Source organism: Cellulomonas phragmiteti (assembly GCF_016862775.1).
Classification (GTDB): domain Bacteria; phylum Actinomycetota; class Actinomycetes; order Actinomycetales; family Cellulomonadaceae; genus Cellulomonas; species Cellulomonas phragmiteti.
On record NZ_BONP01000009.1, the window covers coordinates 84571 to 100067 of the forward strand.

A 15497-nucleotide genomic window follows, 5' to 3' on the forward strand; every position below is an offset into this window, starting at 1 on the left:
CCCGCACCACCCCCGTACGCACGACCGAAGACACCACTTCCGAGGAGATCCACCGTGGCTGAGCTGTTCTACGACGACGACGCCGACCTGTCGGTCATCCAGTCCCAGAAGGTCGCCGTCATCGGCTACGGCAGCCAGGGGCACGCGCACGCGCTCAACCTGCGCGACTCCGGCGTCGATGTCACCGTCGGCCTGCGCGAGGGCTCGTCCTCGCGGGCCAAGGCCGAGAACGAGGGCCTCAAGGTCGCGACCGTGGCCGAGGCCGTCGCCGGTGCCGACGTCGTGGTCATCCTGGCGCCGGACCAGGTCCAGCGGATCGTCTACCGCGACGAGATCGAGCCGAACCTCAAGGACGGCGCCGCGCTCGTCTTCGGTCACGGCTTCAACATCCGCTTCGGCTACATCAAGCCGGCCGCGGGCCACGACGTCCTCATGGTCGCCCCCAAGGGCCCGGGCCACCTCGTGCGTCGCGAGTACGTCGACGGGCGCGGCGTGCCGGTCATCGTCGCGGTCGAGCAGGACGCGTCGGGCAAGGCGTGGGAGCTCGCGCTCTCGTACGCCAAGGGCATCGGCGGCCTGCGGGCGGCGGGCATCAAGACGACGTTCACCGAGGAGACCGAGACCGACCTGTTCGGTGAGCAGGCCGTCCTGTGCGGTGGCGTCTCGCAGCTCATCCAGTACGGCTTCGAGACGCTGACCGAGGCGGGCTACCAGCCCGAGGTCGCGTACTTCGAGGTGCTGCACGAGCTCAAGCTCATCGTCGACCTCATCTGGGAGGGCGGCATCACCAAGCAGCGCTGGTCGGTCTCCGACACGGCGGAGTACGGCGACTACGTCTCCGGCCCCCGCGTCATCACCCCCGACGTCAAGGCGAACATGCAGGCCGTGCTCGCGGACATCCAGAACGGTGCCTTCGCGGAGCGCTTCATCGCCGACCAGGACGCCGGCGCCCCGGAGTTCACGGAGCTGCGCGCCAAGGGCCAGAACCACCCGATCGAGCCCGTGGGCCGCGAGCTGCGCAAGCTCTTCGCCTGGGTGAAGCCGTCGGACACCGACTACCAGGAGGGCTCGGCGGCGCGCTGACCCGCACCACCCGCACGCGAGAGAGCGATCCGGCCCCGGCCGGATCGCTCTCTCGCGCGGTCCTGGGGGGGACCGGGGTGCGGCGGAGCGGGGTTCGGGGGAGGATCGCCGCGCAGCCCCGGACGGGCGCGGTCCTCCACGGTCGCGGCCCGCGGCGGGGTGGACGTCCGGACGACGACGAGGGGTGACCATGACCGAGCAGCCGACGGCACGTGCCGAGGCCGGTACGCAGGACACGCGCATCGCCGACTTCTGGGACGCGGCGCGCGGGCACCTGGGGTGGGGCAAGCTCGACGCCGTCCTGGGCGAGTCCGTGACCGGGGCGGTCGCGCCCCCGGCGTGGTCCTTCGGGGACGACGCCCGGCTGGCCGACGAGCTGCTGGCGCTGGTCCTGGCCGGCCGCAAGACGGGCACGTCGACGGCGCTCGCGGAGTTCACGGCGACGGGGGAGCCGCTGCCGCGGGTCGGCGACGTCTCCATCGTGCTGGACTCGACGGGGGACCCCCGCGCGCTGCTGCGCACGACCGAGGTCGCGGTGGTCCCGTTCGACCAGGTCGACGCGGGGCACGCGGCGGCGGAGGGGGAGGACGACCTCTCGCTCGCGTCGTGGCGGCGGGAGCACGAGGTGTACTGGCGCCGGGTGCTGGGCGACGAGGGGTTCTCCTCGACGATGGACGTCGTGACGGAGCGCTTCGAGCTCGTGTACCCCGTGGAGGGACCGGCACCCGCGGTCAACTGACCGCAGTGTGAGACGTTGATTTCGAGGCGTGGACACGGGGCTACGCTGCCCCCATGGCTGACACGACCCCGTCCTCCCACCTGAACCTGGCCGTCGTGGCCGGCGACGGCATCGGGACGGAGGTCGTCGAGCAGGGGCTCCTGGTGCTCGAGCAGGCGCTGCGCGGCACCGGCACGACGGTGCGGACCACCGACTTCGACCTGGGGGCGCGCCGCTGGCACGCGACGGGCGAGACGCTCACCGACGACGACCTCGCGGCCATCCGCACGCACGACGCGATCCTCCTCGGGGCGATCGGGGACCCCGGGGTGCCCTCGGGCGTCCTGGAGCGCGGGCTGCTGCTCAAGCTGCGCTTCGCGCTCGACCACTACGTCAACCTGCGGCCCAGCCGGCTGTACCCCGGCGTGACGGGCCCGCTCGCCGCCCCCGGTGAGGTCGACTTCGTCGTCGTCCGTGAGGGGACCGAGGGTCCGTACGTCGGCAACGGCGGCGCCATCCGCGTCGGCACGCCGCACGAGGTGGCCAACGAGGTCAGCGTGAACACCGCCTTCGGTGTCGAGCGGGTCGTGCGCGACGCGTTCGCCCGCGCCGCGGCCCGCCCCCGCCGCCAGCTCACGCTGGTGCACAAGCACAACGTGCTCGTGCACGCCGGGCACCTGTGGCGCCGCACGGTGGAGGCCGTCAACGCCGAGTTCCCCGACGTGACGGTGGACTACCTGCACGTCGACGCGGCCACGATCTTCCTGGTGACGAACCCGTCGCGCTTCGACGTGATCGTGACGGACAACCTCTTCGGTGACATCCTCACGGACCTGGCGGCGGCCATCACCGGCGGCATCGGCCTGGCGGCCTCCGCGAACATCAACCCCGACCGCACGGCGCCGAGCATGTTCGAGCCGGTGCACGGCTCCGCGCCCGACATCGCGGGTCAGGGCAAGGCCGACCCCACCGCCACGGTGCTGTCGGTCGCGATGCTGCTCGACCACGTCGGCCTGCCCGGCGCGGCGCGCACGGTCGAGGCGGCGGTCGCAGCCGACCTCGCCGAGCGCGGCGCCGCCGAGCGAGTACGGTCGACGGCCGAGGTGGGCAAGGACCTCGCCGCCCGCGTCGCCGGCTGACCCCCTCGGGGGCCCTCCGCCGGCAGCGGCGCGCACGACGCGTCCGTCGGTCCGCAGGCTCCTGCCTGCACCTGTCCACCCGGCCGTCCGCACCGGTACCGTCGACGTCGACCCTGGTGAAAGGCCCCCCGATGAGCACCGTGACGACCCCTTCGTCCGAGACCTTCCAGATCCACCCCAGCGACACCCCCGCGCCGGTCGCCGAGCGCGAGGCCGCCCTGGCCGCGCCGCAGTTCGGCGTCGTCTTCACGGACCACATGGCGCGCGTGTCCTGGACGCACGCCGACGGGTGGACCGACCGGCGCGTCGAGAAGTACGGCCCGCTGCAGCTCGACCCCGCGACCGCCGTGCTGCACTACGCGCAGGAGATCTTCGAGGGCCTCAAGGCGTACCGGCACCCCGACGGCTCCGTGTGGTCGTTCCGTCCGGAGGCCAACGCGGCACGCTTCGCGCGGTCGGCCCGCAGGCTCGCGCTGCCCGAGCTCCCCGAGGCCGACTTCCTCGGGGCCATCACGGCGCTCGTCGGCATCGACAGCGCGTGGGTGCCGACGGGCGACGAGACCAGCCTGTACCTGCGGCCGTTCATGTACGCCTCGGAGCGGTTCCTCGGGGTGCGCGCCTCGCGCGAGGCGGAGTTCCTCGTCATCGCCTCGCCCGTCGGCCCGTACTTCCCCGGCGGGGTCAAGCCGGTGTCGATCTGGGTGTCGCGGGAGTACCACCGCGCCGGCGCCGGAGGCACGGGCGCCGCCAAGTGCGGCGGCAACTACGCCGCGAGCCTGCTCCCGCAGCAGGAGGCCGCGGCGCAGGGCTTCGAGCAGGTGTGCTTCCTCGACGACCGGACGGGCACGCAGCTCGAGGAGCTCGGCGGCATGAACATCGTCGTGGTCAACGCCGACGGCTCGGTGGTGACGCCCGCCGTGTCGGGCACCATCCTCGAGGGCGTGACGCGCTCGTCCATCCTCACGCTGCTCGCCCAGGCCGGGCACGAGGTCTCGGAGCGGCCCGTGCTGCTGGACGAGCTGCGGGCGGGACTCGCGGACGGCAGCGTCACCGAGGTGTTCGCGTGCGGGACGGCCGCCGTCATGACGCCCATCGGACGGCTCGCGAGCGACGACTTCGACCTCGTCGTGGGCGACGGGACGGCCGGGCCCGTCACGACGCGCATCCGGGCCCAGCTGACGGACATCCAGTACGGGCGTGCGAGCGACCCGCACGGGTGGATGCACCGGCTCGTCTGACGGCCGACGCAGCAGCAGGGGTGCGCACCCGCGCGGGTGCGCACCCCTGCGCGTCGTGCGTCGTCACACCGCGACGCGCCGCACCGTCCAGCCGAGCACGCCCGTCAGCAGCGACCACACCGCGACGCCGATGAGCAGGTTGACGACGCCCGACGCGATGGCCGACCCGGCCTGCGCCGTCCACGTCAGCGGCAGGAGCGTCGCCACCACCGTGGCCAGGGCGAGGATCCAGCCGAAGAAGGCCCGCGGTCGCGGAGTCGTCAGGACCAGCAGCTGCAGCAGGGCACCGGCGGCCACCGCGACGAGGATCCCGCCGAGGATGTAGGAGGCCATCGCGGACCCGACGCCGAACGGGTCCCGGAAGACCAGGTCGATCCGGAGGATCTGCTCGAGGACGATGACGCCGACCACGCCCACGAGCGCCGCCACGAGCGCCGTGGCCGCGGCACCCGCCCAGAACCTGCCCGTCTCGACGGTGAGGCGGGTCTCGCGCCGAGGTGCCGCGGGCACCGCGGCGGGCACCGGTGCCGGTGGGGGGACCGGGGCGGCCGGGGGGACCGTCTCGTACCTGCGGGTCGGCTCGTCCTGCGGCCGGCCGGAGGTGGGGATCGACATCGTCGGCTCCTGTCTCGCACGGGACGTCGGGGCGCGCTGAGGCGTGACGTCGCAGCACACGGTAGCGACCGGGTGACCGATCGGCACCGGTTGGTCCCGGTCTGCGGGGTCCTGGCCCGCCCGAACCACTCGTCCGCATGATGGACGCGCCGTCCTCGGGGCCGTCGGTGTGCCACCATCGCGGTGTGACCCGCTTCACGCTCATCATCGTGTAGCGCGTCGGCCGACCAGCCGACGCGCAGACCTCCCGTACCCCCGGGGGGTCTTTTTGTTGGTCCAGACGTCCGAGGGCACCACCCCCGCCCGCAGGACACGTCGACGAGGCACCGGCACCACCCCCGCCGGACGCATCCGCTGCCGCCCCGCCGACGCACGCCCGCACCGCCCCGAGGAGCCTTCCGTGACCGAGCCCACGGCACCCACGTCGACCACCGCGGTCGCGTCGTCGCTGTTCCACGTCTACGACACCACCCTGCGCGACGGCGCCCAGCAGGAGGGCATCAACCTGTCGGTCGCCGACAAGCTGACGATCGCCCCGATGCTCGACGAGCTGGGCGTGGGATTCATCGAGGGCGGCTGGCCCGGCGCCGTCCCGAAGGACACGGAGTTCTTCAAGCGGGCGGCCAAGGAGCTGGACCTGCGCCACGCCGAGCTGGCGGCGTTCGGCGCGACCCGCAAGGTGGGGGTGCGTGCGAGCGACGACCCGCAGGTGCGCGCCCTGCTCGACGCGGAGGCTCCCGTCGTCACGCTCGTCGCCAAGTTCGACGTGCGGCACGTCGAGCGCGCGCTGCGCACCACCCCCGACGAGGGCCTGGCGATGATCGCGGACACGGTCGCGTTCCTGCGCCGGGAGGGACGGCGCGTGTTCGTCGACGCCGAGCACTTCTTCGACGGGTACCGGTACGACGCGGACTTCGCGCGTCGCGCGACGGTCACCGCGTTCGAGGCGGGCGCCGAGGTCGTCGCGCTGTGCGACACCAACGGCGGCATGCTCCCCGACTGGGTGCGGGAGGTCGTCCAGGAGGTGCGTGAGGTCGCCGGGCCCGACGCCCCCCTCGGCATGCACGCCCACAACGACTCGGGCTGCGCGGTGGCCAACACGCTGGCGGCGGTCGAGGCCGGCTGCACGCACGTGCAGGGCACGGTCAACGGGTACGGCGAGCGCACCGGCAACGCCGACCTGCTGTCCGTCGTCGCGAACCTCGAGCTCAAGCTGGGCCGGCGTGTCCTCGCCCGCTCCGACGACGCACCGGGTGGCATGGCCGAGCTCACGCGGATCGCGCACGCCATCAGCGAGATCACCAACATCTCGCCCTTCGCCCGCCAGCCGTACGTCGGTGCGAGCGCCTTCGCCCACAAGGCCGGGATCCACGCGTCGGCGATCAAGGTCGACCCCGACCTGTACCAGCACACCGACCCGCAGCTCGTCGGCAACGACATGCGCATGCTGGTCTCCGACATGGCGGGCCGGGCCTCGATCGAGCTCAAGGGCCGCCAGCTGGGCATCGACCTCGCCGCGCACCCGGACGTCCTGTCGCGCGTCACGCACCGCGTCAAGGACGCCGAGGCCAACGGCTACACGTACGAGGCGGCCGACGCGTCGTTCGAGCTGCTGCTCGTCGAGGAGCTCGACGGGTCGCGCCCGGCGTACTTCCGCGTCGAGTCGTGGCGCACGATCGTCGAGCGCAACGGGGGCCGCGGGACGCCCGCGACGGCGGAGGCGACCGTCAAGCTGCACGCCGGCGGCGAGCGCATCGTCAGCACCGGTGAGGGCAACGGGCCCGTCAACGCGCTCGACCACGCGCTGCGCGCCGCGCTCTCGCGCGTGTACCCCGAGCTCGAGGCCTTCGAGCTCATCGACTTCAAGGTCCGGATCCTCGACCAGATGCAGGGGACCGACGCGGTGACCCGCGTGCTCATCGAGAGCACCGACGGCCAGACGTCGTGGAGCACCGTCGGCGTGGGGCCCAACCTCATCGAGGCGTCGTGGGAGGCTCTCACCGACTCGGCGATCTGGGGGCTGCGTCATCACGGGGTCCCGCCCCGCTGAGCCCGACCCGCCCGCGGGTCGTCGCGCAGGGGGCGCGCGCACGGCCTAGCCTCGGGGATGGCACCGAGGCCCGAGCACACGGAAGGAGCCTGCGTGGCCGGCACCGCCCCCGATCCCTCCGACGTCCCGAGGACGCCCGGCGACGCGCCCACGCAGGACGACTTCTCGTCGCAGCGGGCGCCCGAGCCCGCGCGCGGGCGGTGGTGGCTGGTCCTCCTGATCGTCCTCGCGCTGGTGGCCGTCCTCGTGTGGCGGCCGTGGCAGGCCGACGAGCCGGCGCCCGTGCCGACACCCGAGGTCACCGCGACCCCGACGCCCACCCCCTCGCCCAGCGTCACGCCCTCACCCAGCCCGACGCCGAGCCCCGTGCCGCCGCCGGGTGCCGACGCCGTGTTCGACCCCACGACCGCGGCCACCCTCTTCGCCACCGTCGCGGACCTGGAGGGCGCGGTCCCCGGTGCGTCCGGCGGGGTGACGCGCGGGCTCGAGCCCGGCACACGCCCCTGGGGGCTGCCGGAGGGGGCCGGCATCGAACCGGCGTCGTGCACCGCGGCGGTCACGATCGTCTCCGCGCCGCCCGCCCACCACGACGCGACCTCCTGGCAGAACGACGAGCTCACCTTCGAGCAGGACGTCGTGCTGCTGCTCGACGCCGCCGCCGCCCGCGCCGCCTTCCGCGCGCTGGTGACGACCGTCGACGAGTGCCCGCAGTACGCCCAGGTGGTGCCCGGCGCGGACGGTGCGCGCTGGACCGCGGAGCCGGCGCTGGAGGGGCAGGGGGTGTTCCCGGCGATCGTCCACGACGTCACCGCGCAGGTCGAGGGGGACACGTTCCAGCAGACCACCGGTCACGTGCTCGTGGGCAACGCGATCCTCACGTGGACCGCCACCGCGCTCGCCGCGGAGGACCGGGCCGAGGCGCGGGTGCTCCTGGGCCCTCCCGCCGACCTCAGCCAGATGGTCGAGCGTCGCGCGCTGGCCGCCGTGCGGGGGCTCGGATGAGCGGACGCGGCCTAGGGTGGTCGGGTGCACGGTGAGTACAAGGTCCCCGGTGGCAAGCTCGTGGTCGTCGACCTGGAGGTCCGCGACGGTCTGCTGAGCGACGTGAGCCTGTCGGGGGACTTCTTCCTCGAGCCGGACGAGGCGCTCGACGTGCTGTCCGGCGCGCTCGACGGCGTGCCCCGGGACGCCGGTGTCGCCCAGCTGGTCCACGTGCTCGACGACGCCCTGCGGCTCGCGCTCGACCAGGGGCGCCTGCCCGGGCCGGTCGCCATGGTCGGGTTCGACGTGCGCGCCGTCGCCCTCGCGGTCCGGCGCGCCCTCGGCCTGTCCACGGCGTGGGCGGACCACGAGTTCGCGCTGCTGCGGTCGGCCCCGATGACGCCGGCGATGCACGTCGCCCTCGACCAGGTGCTCACCGAGGAGCTCGACGCGGGCCGCCGCGGTCCCACGCTGCGGTTCTGGGAGTGGGAGGAGCCCGCCGTCGTCATCGGGTCGTTCCAGTCGCTGCGCAACGAGGTCGACCTCGAGGCCGCCGAGCAGCACGGCGTGACGGTGGTGCGGCGGATCTCCGGTGGCGGGGCGATGTTCATGGAGGCCGGCAACTGCATCACGTTCTCCCTGGTCGTGCCGGGGTCGCTGGTCGACGGGATGTCGTTCGAGGACTCGTACGCGTTCCTCAACGCGTGGGTGCTCGGCGCGCTCGCGGACGTCGGGGTCACCGCGACGACGAGCGGGCTGAACGACATCTCCTCCGCGGCGGGCAAGCTCGCCGGGTCCGCGCAGAAGCGCCTGGCCGGCGGTGCCGTGCTGCACCACGTGACCATGGCGTACGACATCGACGCCGACAAGATGCTGCAGGTGCTGCGGATCGGCCGCGAGAAGCTGTCCGACAAGGGCACCCGCTCGGCCAACAAGCGCGTCGACCCCGTGCGCTCGCAGACCCACCTGCCGCGCGCCGAGGTCGTCGACGCGTTCGTCGCGCACTTCCGGTCCCGGTACCGGACCGTCGACGACGAGCTGCGGCCCGCCGAGGTCGAGCGGGCCCGCGAGCTCGTGGCGACCCGCTTCAGCGACCCGGCGTGGACCGCGCGCGTCCCGTGACCCCGGGTCTCAGACCGGCCAGGTCAGCACCACGGCGAGCGCCGCGAGGCCCAGGAGGACCGACGCCCCGGCGCACGCGGTGACGAGGCGGCCCCCCGGGTCGCGTCCCACGGTGAGGGCCTCGGCGGAGGTGAGCGCCCACCGCCGCCGACCGTGCACACCGAGCCGGCGGCGGCGTGCAGCGCGCAGCAGGACCACGGCCAGGAGCGTCCCCACGACGCTCACGCCCCACGCGGCGGACCCCCACGTCTCGGCCAGGAGCCGCCCGGCGGCGGCCGAGCCCGCGACGAGCCCGAGCGCGGTGCGACGCCACGCCAGGGCCGTGCGCTCGGCCGCGAGGGACGGGTGCGCCGGGCCGCTCACGCGCGCAGCAGGCCGAGCAGGACCAGGACGCCGGCGACGCCCACGCCGCCGACCAGCAGGCCGAACCCGACGGGCGCCGGCAGCGGTCGGCTCAGGCGCATCGCACGCTCCGCGCGGGACCACCCCCACCACGCCGCGGCCGGTGCGAGCGTCCCCAGGGCGATGAGGACGACGGCGGCCGCGAGCCGCAGGCCCGGCTCGACGGGCAGGTCGAGCGCCTCGAGCGCGACGCCGGCCGCGAGCAGCGCCAGGCCGGTGCGCGCCCACGCGAGGAACGTGCGCTCGTTGGCGAGCGAGAACCGCGCGTCGGGCTCGCTGCCCACGCCGTACACCCACCGCGGGAAGCGCCCGTCCGGTGCGCGCTGCTCGGTCTCCATGCCCCCATCCTCGCAACCCGCGGGCAGGGACGCGGCCGGGCTCACCGGTGCGGGCCCTCCTGGGGTGGCCGCTCACCGAACACGGCCGTGCCCAGGCGCACCACCGTGGCGCCCTCGGCCACTGCCGCCTCGAGGTCCCCGCTCATCCCCATGGACAGGCCCCGGGCATCCGCCGTGCCGGGGGCGCCGCTGCCCACGACCTCGTCGCGGACGTCCCGCAGGCGCGCGAACCCGGCGCGCACGACGGCGGTGTCGTCGCTGCGGGCGCCCACCGTCATGAACCCGACGAGCCGCAGGCCGGGCAGCGCCGCGACCCGCACCCCGAGGTCGGCGGCGACGTCGGGGGACGCGCCGTGCTTGGTCGGCTCGCCCGACACGTTGACCTGGACCCAGACGTCGAGGGGCACGTCGCGCTCGCGGACCCGGTCGGAGAGTCGCTGCGCGAGGGCGTCGTCGGCGACGGACTGCACCGCCGACGCCCACCGCAGCGCCGCGTTGACCTTGTTCGACTGCAGCGGCCCGATGACGTGCCACGTCGGCCCGAGGTCGACGAGGGCCGGTGCCTTCGCGACGAGCTCCTGGACGCGGTTCTCGCCCAGCAGGACCGGTGCCGTGCCCGAGCCGGCGGCGCGGGCTCCCGCGTCGGCGAGCAGCGCGGCGCGGACGGTCGCGACGTCCATCGTCTTCGACGCGAGCAGCACCCGGACCTCGTCGGTGCGCCGCCCCGTCGCGGTGCACGCCGCCGCGACCCGCTCGTGCACCTGCGCCAGGCGGCGCGTCACGTCCTCGCTGCTCACGAGGCCTGACGGTACCGGCCGGTGGCCGCGGTCGCCCGCACCCGCGGGGTGCGGGCGAAACGGCCGCCACACCCGGCCCCCGTGTGGCGGACCGGGGTGGGACGGTCGCATGCTGGCGGGGTGGAGGACTGCACGGGACGGCTGCTCGTCGCGACGCCAGGGCTGCGCGACCGCAGCTTCCGGCGTGCCGTCGTGCTGGTCCTGGAGCACACCGCGGCGGGCGCGCTCGGCGTCGTCCTCGACCGGCCGCTGGAGGTCGACGCCCGGCACGTCCTGCCGCAGTGGCAGGCCCACCTGAGCACGCCGGGGCGGCTGTTCCAGGGCGGGCCCGTGGCGCGCGACACCGCGCTGGCGCTCGCCGACCTCCCTGACGCGGACGCCCCGCCCGGCGTGCGTCCGCTGACCGGCCGGCTCGGCGTCGTCGACCTCGACGCCCCGCCCGCCCTGGTGGTCGACGCGGTGCGCGCGCTACGTGTGTTCATCGGGTACGCGGGGTGGTCGGCCGGCCAGCTCGACGACGAGGTCGACGCGGGCGGCTGGTTCGTCGTCGACCTCGAGCCGGGCGACGTGTTCAGCTCCGACCCCCGTGGGTTGTGGCGGCGCGTCCTGCGCCGCCAGCCGGGGGACCTCGCCCTGCTGTCGACGGCCCCGGAGGACGCGTCGCTGAACTGAGCGTCGGCCGGGTGGGGGACGGATCGGGGGGATCCCGGATGCCGGCGGGCGGGGCGGGGTGGCAGAGTCGTCGCGTGAAGACCCTGCTGAACGTCATCTGGCTCGTGCTCGCCGGCGCCTGGCTCGCGCTGGGCTACGTGCTCGCGGGCATCGTCTGCTGCGCGCTGATCGTCACGATCCCGTTCGGCATCGCGTCGTTCCGGATCGCGAGCTACGTGCTCTGGCCGTTCGGGCGCACCGTCGTCGAGAAGCCGACGGCCGGCGCCATGTCGACCATCGGCAACGTGATCTGGGTGCTCGTCGCCGGCATCTGGCTCGCGATCGGGCACGTGACGACGGCGATCCCGCTCTTCGTGTCGATCATCGGCATCCCGCTGGGCATCGCGAACCTCAAGCTCATCCCGGTGTCCCTGGTGCCGCTGGGCAAGGAGATCGTGCCGACGGACCGCGCGTTCGCGGCCTACGGGCGCTGACGCCTGCGGCCGCTGACGCCCGGCGTCGCGCAGCGTCAGTCGCGGGCCACGTCCGCGACGACGGCGTCGGTGAGCCGCACGAGGTCGTCGGGGGAGAGCTCGACGTCCAGGCCGCGCCGGCCGCCGGAGACGAGCACGGTGTCGAACAACCACACCGTCTCGTCGACGACGGTGCGCAACGCGGTGCGCTGCCCCAGGGGCGAGATGCCGCCGAGGACGTAGCCGGTCGCCCGCTGCGCCGCGTGCGGCTCCGCCATCGTGCCGCGCTTGCCCCCGACGGCTGCCGCGAGGGCCTTGAGGTCCAGGCGCCCGGTCACGGGGACGACGGCGACGGTGAGCACGCCGTCGACGTCGGCGACGAGGGTCTTGAAGACCTGCTCCGGGGGGACGCCGAGCAGGTGGGCGGCCTCCAGGCCGTAGCCGAGGTCGCTCGCCGGGTCGTGCTCGTACGTCCGGGCCGTGTGCGGGACCCCGGCCTCGGCGAGCGCGACGAGCGCGGGGGTGCCGGTGCCGGTCCGGGCGTCCTTCCTGGCCACGGGACCAGGGTAGGGCGTCAGAGCGCGGTGCCCACCAGGACGCCGACCCCGTAGGTCACGGCCATCGCGAGCGATCCGCCGAGCACGTTGCGGAGCACCGAGCGGGCGTGCGACGCCCCGGTGAAGCGTGACGACGTCCACCCGGTCAGGACGAGCGCGAGCAGGACGGCGCCGAACGTCGCCGGGACGCGCGCGGCCGTGGTCCACGGCGCCAGCACGACGAGGAGCGGGATGAGCGCCCCCGCGGTGAACGCCAGCATGGAGGCCAGCGCGGCGTGCCAGGGGTTGGTGAAGTCGTGGTCGACGTCGTTGATGGGCCGGCCGGACGCGGCGGCGACGCGCTCGGCGTCCCGCTGGCTGCTGACGGACACGTACTCGCCCGATGCCATCGACAGGGCGCCCGCGACGAGGGCCGCGCCGCCGGCCAGGGCGATCGTCGACGTCGACGCGGCGGCTCCCGCGACCCCCACCACGGTCGCCGCGACGGACACGATGCCGTCGTTCGCCCCGAGGACGCCCGCGCGCAGCCAGTTCAGCCCGGCGTTCGACGCGGCAGCGGCCGGTCCGGGCGTGCGGTGCAGCAGCGCACCGAGCCCGCCGGGTCGCGTGGTGGTCGTGGTCATGGCTCCACGGTAGGCCTGCCCGCCGGGTGCTGTCATCGCAGGAAAGGCTGCCCTGACCTGCGCAGACGCAGGCCTGCCTCACCTGTCGACGGGTCAGAGAGGGCCGGCGTCCAGGACGCGCAGGCGGACCTCGCCGGCCTCGTCGGACGCCACGAGGTCGACGAGGGCGTCGATGCGCCAGTCGTGGTCGCCCGCCGGGTCGTCGAGCACCTGGCGGACGTGCCACGTGCCCGCGGCGGGGCCGTGCGCGACCGCCGCCGTGCCGGGGGTCACCTGGAACAGCGCCGGGCCGCGCGCGGAGGCGCCCGTGCCCATCTCGTCGTGGTCGTCGAAGTACGGCTCGATCGCGTCGGCCCAGCGGTCGGCCGTCCAGGCCTCGCCGTCGCCGTCCACGTCGCCCAGGGCGGCGAGCGCCCCCCACCGCTCGCGCGCGGCGAGCTCGACCCGGCGGAACATCGCGCCGCGCACGAGCGCGCGGAACACCCGCGGGTCGGCCGTGACGGGCGGCGGGGGAGCGTCCCCGGTCTCCGCGTCGGCGACGGCCTCGAGCGCCGCCGCCGGGTCGGCGAGGCGCTCCCACTCGTCGAGCAGGCTCGAGTCGGTGCGCCGCACCAGGTCGCCGAGCCACGCGACGAGCTCCTCGAGCTCCTCGGTGCGGCGGTCCTCGGGCACCGTGCGGCGCAGCGCGCGGTACGCGTCGGCGAGGTAGCGCAGCAGGACGCCCTCGGTGCGGTCCAGCGAGTAGAGCCGGACGTACTCGGCGAACGTCGCCGCTCGCTCGTGCATCTCGCGGACCACGGACTTGGGGGACAGCGCCAGGTCGGCCACCCAGGGGTTGGTGCGCCGGTACGTCGCGAACGTGGCCTCGAGCAGCTCGGCCAGCGGGCGCGGGTACGTGACGTCCTCGAGCAGCGCCATGCGCTCGTCGTACTCCAGGCCCTCGGACTTCATCGCGGCCACGGCCTCGCCGCGCGCCTTGTTCTCCTGCGCGGCGAGCACCTGACGGGGGTCGTCGAGCGTGGCCTCGATGACGGAGACGACGTCGTGCGCGTACCCCGGGTCGGCCGGGTCGAGCAGGTCGAGCGCGGCGTACGCGAACGGGGACAGCGCCTGGTCGAGCGCGAAGTTGAACGGCAGGTCCGCGACCAGCTGCACGGTCCGGCGGCGCCCGCCCGGAGCCGCCGGGTCGTCGACCCACGGGCGCTCGACGACGCCGCCCGCACGCAGCGAGCGGTACACGTCGACCGCGCGCCGGACGTGCCGCGCGCGGGCGCTGTCCGGCTCGTGGTTGTCGGTCAGCAGGTGCGTCATGACGGCGACGGGGTCGCCGCGTCCGTCCCGCCCGCGCTGCAGCACGTGCAGGACCATCGCGTGCGACACCTGGAAGCTCGACGTCAGCGGCTCGGGCGGCGCGTCCCGCAGGCGCTCGTACGTCTTGTCGGTCCAGTTGACGTGCCCCGACGGCGCCTGCTTGCGGACGATCTTCTTCTGCTTGCGCGGGTCGTCCCCGGCCTTGGCCAGCGCCCGGCGGTTCTCGACGACGTGGTCGGGCGCCTGCACGACGACCTCGCCGACGGTGTCGAACCCGGCGCGCCCGGCGCGGCCGGCGATCTGGTGGAACTCGCGCGCAGACAGGTGCCGCATGCGCACGCCGTCGTACTTCACCAGGCTCGTCAGGACGACCGTGCGGATCGGCACGTTGATGCCGACGCCGAGGGTGTCGGTGCCGCACACCACCGGCAGCAGGCCGCGCTGCGTGAGCCGCTCGACGACGCGCCGGTACTTGGGCAGCATGCCGGCGTGGTGCACGCCCACGCCGTGGCGCAGCAGCCGCGAGAGGGTCGTGCCGAAGCCGGGGCCGAACCGGAAGCCACCGAGCTCCGCGGCGATCGCGTCGCGCTGCTCGCGGCTCGCCAGCGGGGTCGACATCAGGGTCTGGGCCCGCTCGACGGCCTCCTTCTGCGTGAAGTGCACGACGTAGACGGGGGCGCGGCGGGTCGTCACGAGCTCGTCGAGCAGCTCGTGCAGGGGCTCGACGGAGTAGGAGAAGGTCAGGGGCACGGGCCGCTCGGCGTTGGCGACGACGGCCACGTCGCGGCCCGAGCGGCGGGTCAGGTCCTCGACGAAGAAGCTGACATCGCCGAGGGTGGCGGACATCAGCAGGAACTGCGTGCGCGTCAGCTCGAGCAGGGGCACCTGCCACGCCCAGCCGCGCTGCGGGTCGGCGTAGTAGTGGAACTCGTCCATGACGACCAGGCCGACGTCCGCGTCGGGCCCGTCGCGCAGCGCCTGGTTGGCGAGGATCTCCGACGTGCAGCACACGATCGGTGCGTCGGAGTTGATCGCGGAGTCGCCGGTGACCATGCCGACGTTGGCGGACCCGAAGACGTCGACCAGGGCGAAGAACTTCTCGCTGACCAGGGCCTTGATAGGCGCGGTGTAGTACGAGCGACGGCCCTGCGCGAGGGCGACGGCGTGCGCGGCCACGCCCGCGAGCGACTTGCCCGACCCCGTCGGCGTCGACAGGATCACGTGCGAGCCCGTGAGGAGCTCGAGCAGGGCCTCCTCCTGGTGCGGGTACAGCGTCAGGCCCTGGTCGCCGGCCCAGGTCGAGAACACCTCGTAGAGGGCGTCGGGGTCGTGCGCGGCGTCACCGGTGGGCAGGCGGTCGGTCAGGGTGGTGGCGTCGGTCGGCACCGGGCGATCCTCG

Annotated in this window: 16 protein-coding genes; 9 read left to right on the top strand and 7 right to left on the bottom strand. The window is 74.4% G+C overall.

Translation table 11 applies throughout. From position 1 onward, the window contains the following. Window positions 1-54 precede the first annotated feature (54 nt). The 4 genes from ilvC to Cph01nite_RS09430 all read left to right on the top strand — a co-directional run bounded on the left by ilvC (window position 55) and on the right by Cph01nite_RS09430 (window position 4178). Entirely contained in the window at window positions 55-1083 is a 1029-nt protein-coding gene (ilvC, locus tag Cph01nite_RS09415; RefSeq protein ID WP_203673542.1) for a ketol-acid reductoisomerase, read from the top strand. Window positions 1084-1273: 190 nt separating this feature from the next. Further along, window positions 1274-1822, top strand: a complete 549-nt coding sequence (locus Cph01nite_RS09420) for an ASCH domain-containing protein (RefSeq protein ID WP_203673543.1) — start codon at window positions 1274-1276, stop codon at window positions 1820-1822. A 53-nt stretch (window positions 1823-1875) separates the two neighbouring features. After that, window positions 1876-2940: a 3-isopropylmalate dehydrogenase gene (locus Cph01nite_RS09425; protein WP_203673544.1), complete on the top strand. Its 1065-nt coding sequence runs from the start codon at window positions 1876-1878 to the stop codon at window positions 2938-2940. Between the two features lie 131 nt (window positions 2941-3071). Next, entirely contained in the window at window positions 3072-4178 is a 1107-nt protein-coding gene (locus Cph01nite_RS09430) for a branched-chain amino acid aminotransferase (RefSeq protein ID WP_203673545.1), read from the top strand. A 63-nt stretch (window positions 4179-4241) separates the two neighbouring features. Here Cph01nite_RS09430 and Cph01nite_RS09435 read toward each other — a convergent pair whose 3' ends face one another. Continuing rightward, window positions 4242-4793 carry a DUF6069 family protein gene (locus Cph01nite_RS09435; protein WP_203673547.1) on the bottom strand — a complete coding sequence of 184 codons (552 nt, stop codon included), beginning with the start codon at window positions 4791-4793 and terminating at the stop codon, window positions 4242-4244. A gap of 400 nt (window positions 4794-5193) precedes the next feature. Between Cph01nite_RS09435 and cimA the strand changes: the two genes are divergently transcribed. From cimA to lplAB, 3 genes are all read left to right on the top strand, one after another. Next, a complete protein-coding gene (gene cimA / locus Cph01nite_RS09440; RefSeq protein ID WP_203673548.1) occupies window positions 5194-6843 on the top strand; it encodes a citramalate synthase in 1650 nt (549 codons plus the stop codon). 93 nt (window positions 6844-6936) lie between these two features. Further along, window positions 6937-7845 (top strand): sensor domain-containing protein, encoded by a 909-nt coding sequence (locus Cph01nite_RS09445; protein WP_203673549.1) that lies wholly within the window; start codon window positions 6937-6939, stop codon window positions 7843-7845. A gap of 24 nt (window positions 7846-7869) precedes the next feature. Then, a complete protein-coding gene (gene lplAB, locus Cph01nite_RS09450) occupies window positions 7870-8946 on the top strand; it encodes a lipoate-protein ligase LplAB (RefSeq protein WP_203673550.1) in 1077 nt (358 codons plus the stop codon). Between the two features lie 9 nt (window positions 8947-8955). Here lplAB and Cph01nite_RS09455 read toward each other — a convergent pair whose 3' ends face one another. From Cph01nite_RS09455 to Cph01nite_RS09465, 3 genes are read right to left on the bottom strand one after another with little or no spacing between them, the layout of a single operon-like run. Further along, entirely contained in the window at window positions 8956-9309 is a 354-nt protein-coding gene (locus tag Cph01nite_RS09455; protein ID WP_203673551.1) for a DUF202 domain-containing protein, read from the bottom strand. Further along, window positions 9306-9686: a YidH family protein gene (locus tag Cph01nite_RS09460; RefSeq protein WP_203673552.1), complete on the bottom strand. Its 381-nt coding sequence runs from the start codon at window positions 9684-9686 to the stop codon at window positions 9306-9308. The genes Cph01nite_RS09455 and Cph01nite_RS09460 overlap by 4 nt, the downstream gene beginning before the upstream one ends. Window positions 9687-9727: 41 nt before the next feature. Further along, the gene (locus Cph01nite_RS09465) at window positions 9728-10483 is read right to left on the bottom strand and encodes a YggS family pyridoxal phosphate-dependent enzyme (RefSeq protein WP_239069164.1); all 756 of its coding nucleotides are present in this window, start codon (window positions 10481-10483) and stop codon (window positions 9728-9730) included. A gap of 120 nt (window positions 10484-10603) precedes the next feature. Between Cph01nite_RS09465 and Cph01nite_RS09470 the strand changes: the two genes are divergently transcribed. Both Cph01nite_RS09470 and Cph01nite_RS09475 read left to right on the top strand, forming a co-directional pair. Beyond that, window positions 10604-11155: a YqgE/AlgH family protein gene (locus tag Cph01nite_RS09470; RefSeq protein ID WP_203673555.1), complete on the top strand. Its 552-nt coding sequence runs from the start codon at window positions 10604-10606 to the stop codon at window positions 11153-11155. Window positions 11156-11229: 74 nt separating this feature from the next. After that, a complete protein-coding gene (locus tag Cph01nite_RS09475; protein WP_203673558.1) occupies window positions 11230-11628 on the top strand; it encodes a YccF domain-containing protein in 399 nt (132 codons plus the stop codon). Between the two features lie 35 nt (window positions 11629-11663). Here Cph01nite_RS09475 and ybaK read toward each other — a convergent pair whose 3' ends face one another. The 3 genes from ybaK to Cph01nite_RS09490 all read right to left on the bottom strand — a co-directional run bounded on the left by ybaK (window position 11664) and on the right by Cph01nite_RS09490 (window position 15484). Continuing rightward, complete coding sequence (gene ybaK / locus Cph01nite_RS09480) at window positions 11664-12164, bottom strand: Cys-tRNA(Pro) deacylase (protein WP_203673560.1); 501 nt, start codon at window positions 12162-12164, stop codon at window positions 11664-11666. Between the two features lie 17 nt (window positions 12165-12181). Further along, window positions 12182-12787 carry a VIT1/CCC1 transporter family protein gene (locus tag Cph01nite_RS09485; protein ID WP_203673562.1) on the bottom strand — a complete coding sequence of 202 codons (606 nt, stop codon included), beginning with the start codon at window positions 12785-12787 and terminating at the stop codon, window positions 12182-12184. Window positions 12788-12880: 93 nt separating this feature from the next. Continuing rightward, a complete protein-coding gene (locus Cph01nite_RS09490; RefSeq protein ID WP_203673564.1) occupies window positions 12881-15484 on the bottom strand; it encodes a DEAD/DEAH box helicase in 2604 nt (867 codons plus the stop codon). Window positions 15485-15497: the final 13 nt, after the last annotated feature.

Coding starts and splice junctions, on each gene's coding strand:
- Cph01nite_RS09420 (WP_203673543.1), top strand. CDS start 1,274: ATGACCGAGCAGCCGACGGCACGTGCCGAGGCCGGTACGCAGGACACG.
- Cph01nite_RS09425 (WP_203673544.1), top strand. CDS start 1,876: ATGGCTGACACGACCCCGTCCTCCCACCTGAACCTGGCCGTCGTGGCC.
- Cph01nite_RS09430 (WP_203673545.1), top strand. CDS start 3,072: ATGAGCACCGTGACGACCCCTTCGTCCGAGACCTTCCAGATCCACCCC.
- Cph01nite_RS09435 (WP_203673547.1), bottom strand. CDS start 4,793: ATGTCGATCCCCACCTCCGGCCGGCCGCAGGACGAGCCGACCCGCAGG.
- Cph01nite_RS09460 (WP_203673552.1), bottom strand. CDS start 9,686: ATGGAGACCGAGCAGCGCGCACCGGACGGGCGCTTCCCGCGGTGGGTG.
- Cph01nite_RS09485 (WP_203673562.1), bottom strand. CDS start 12,787: ATGACCACGACCACCACGCGACCCGGCGGGCTCGGTGCGCTGCTGCAC.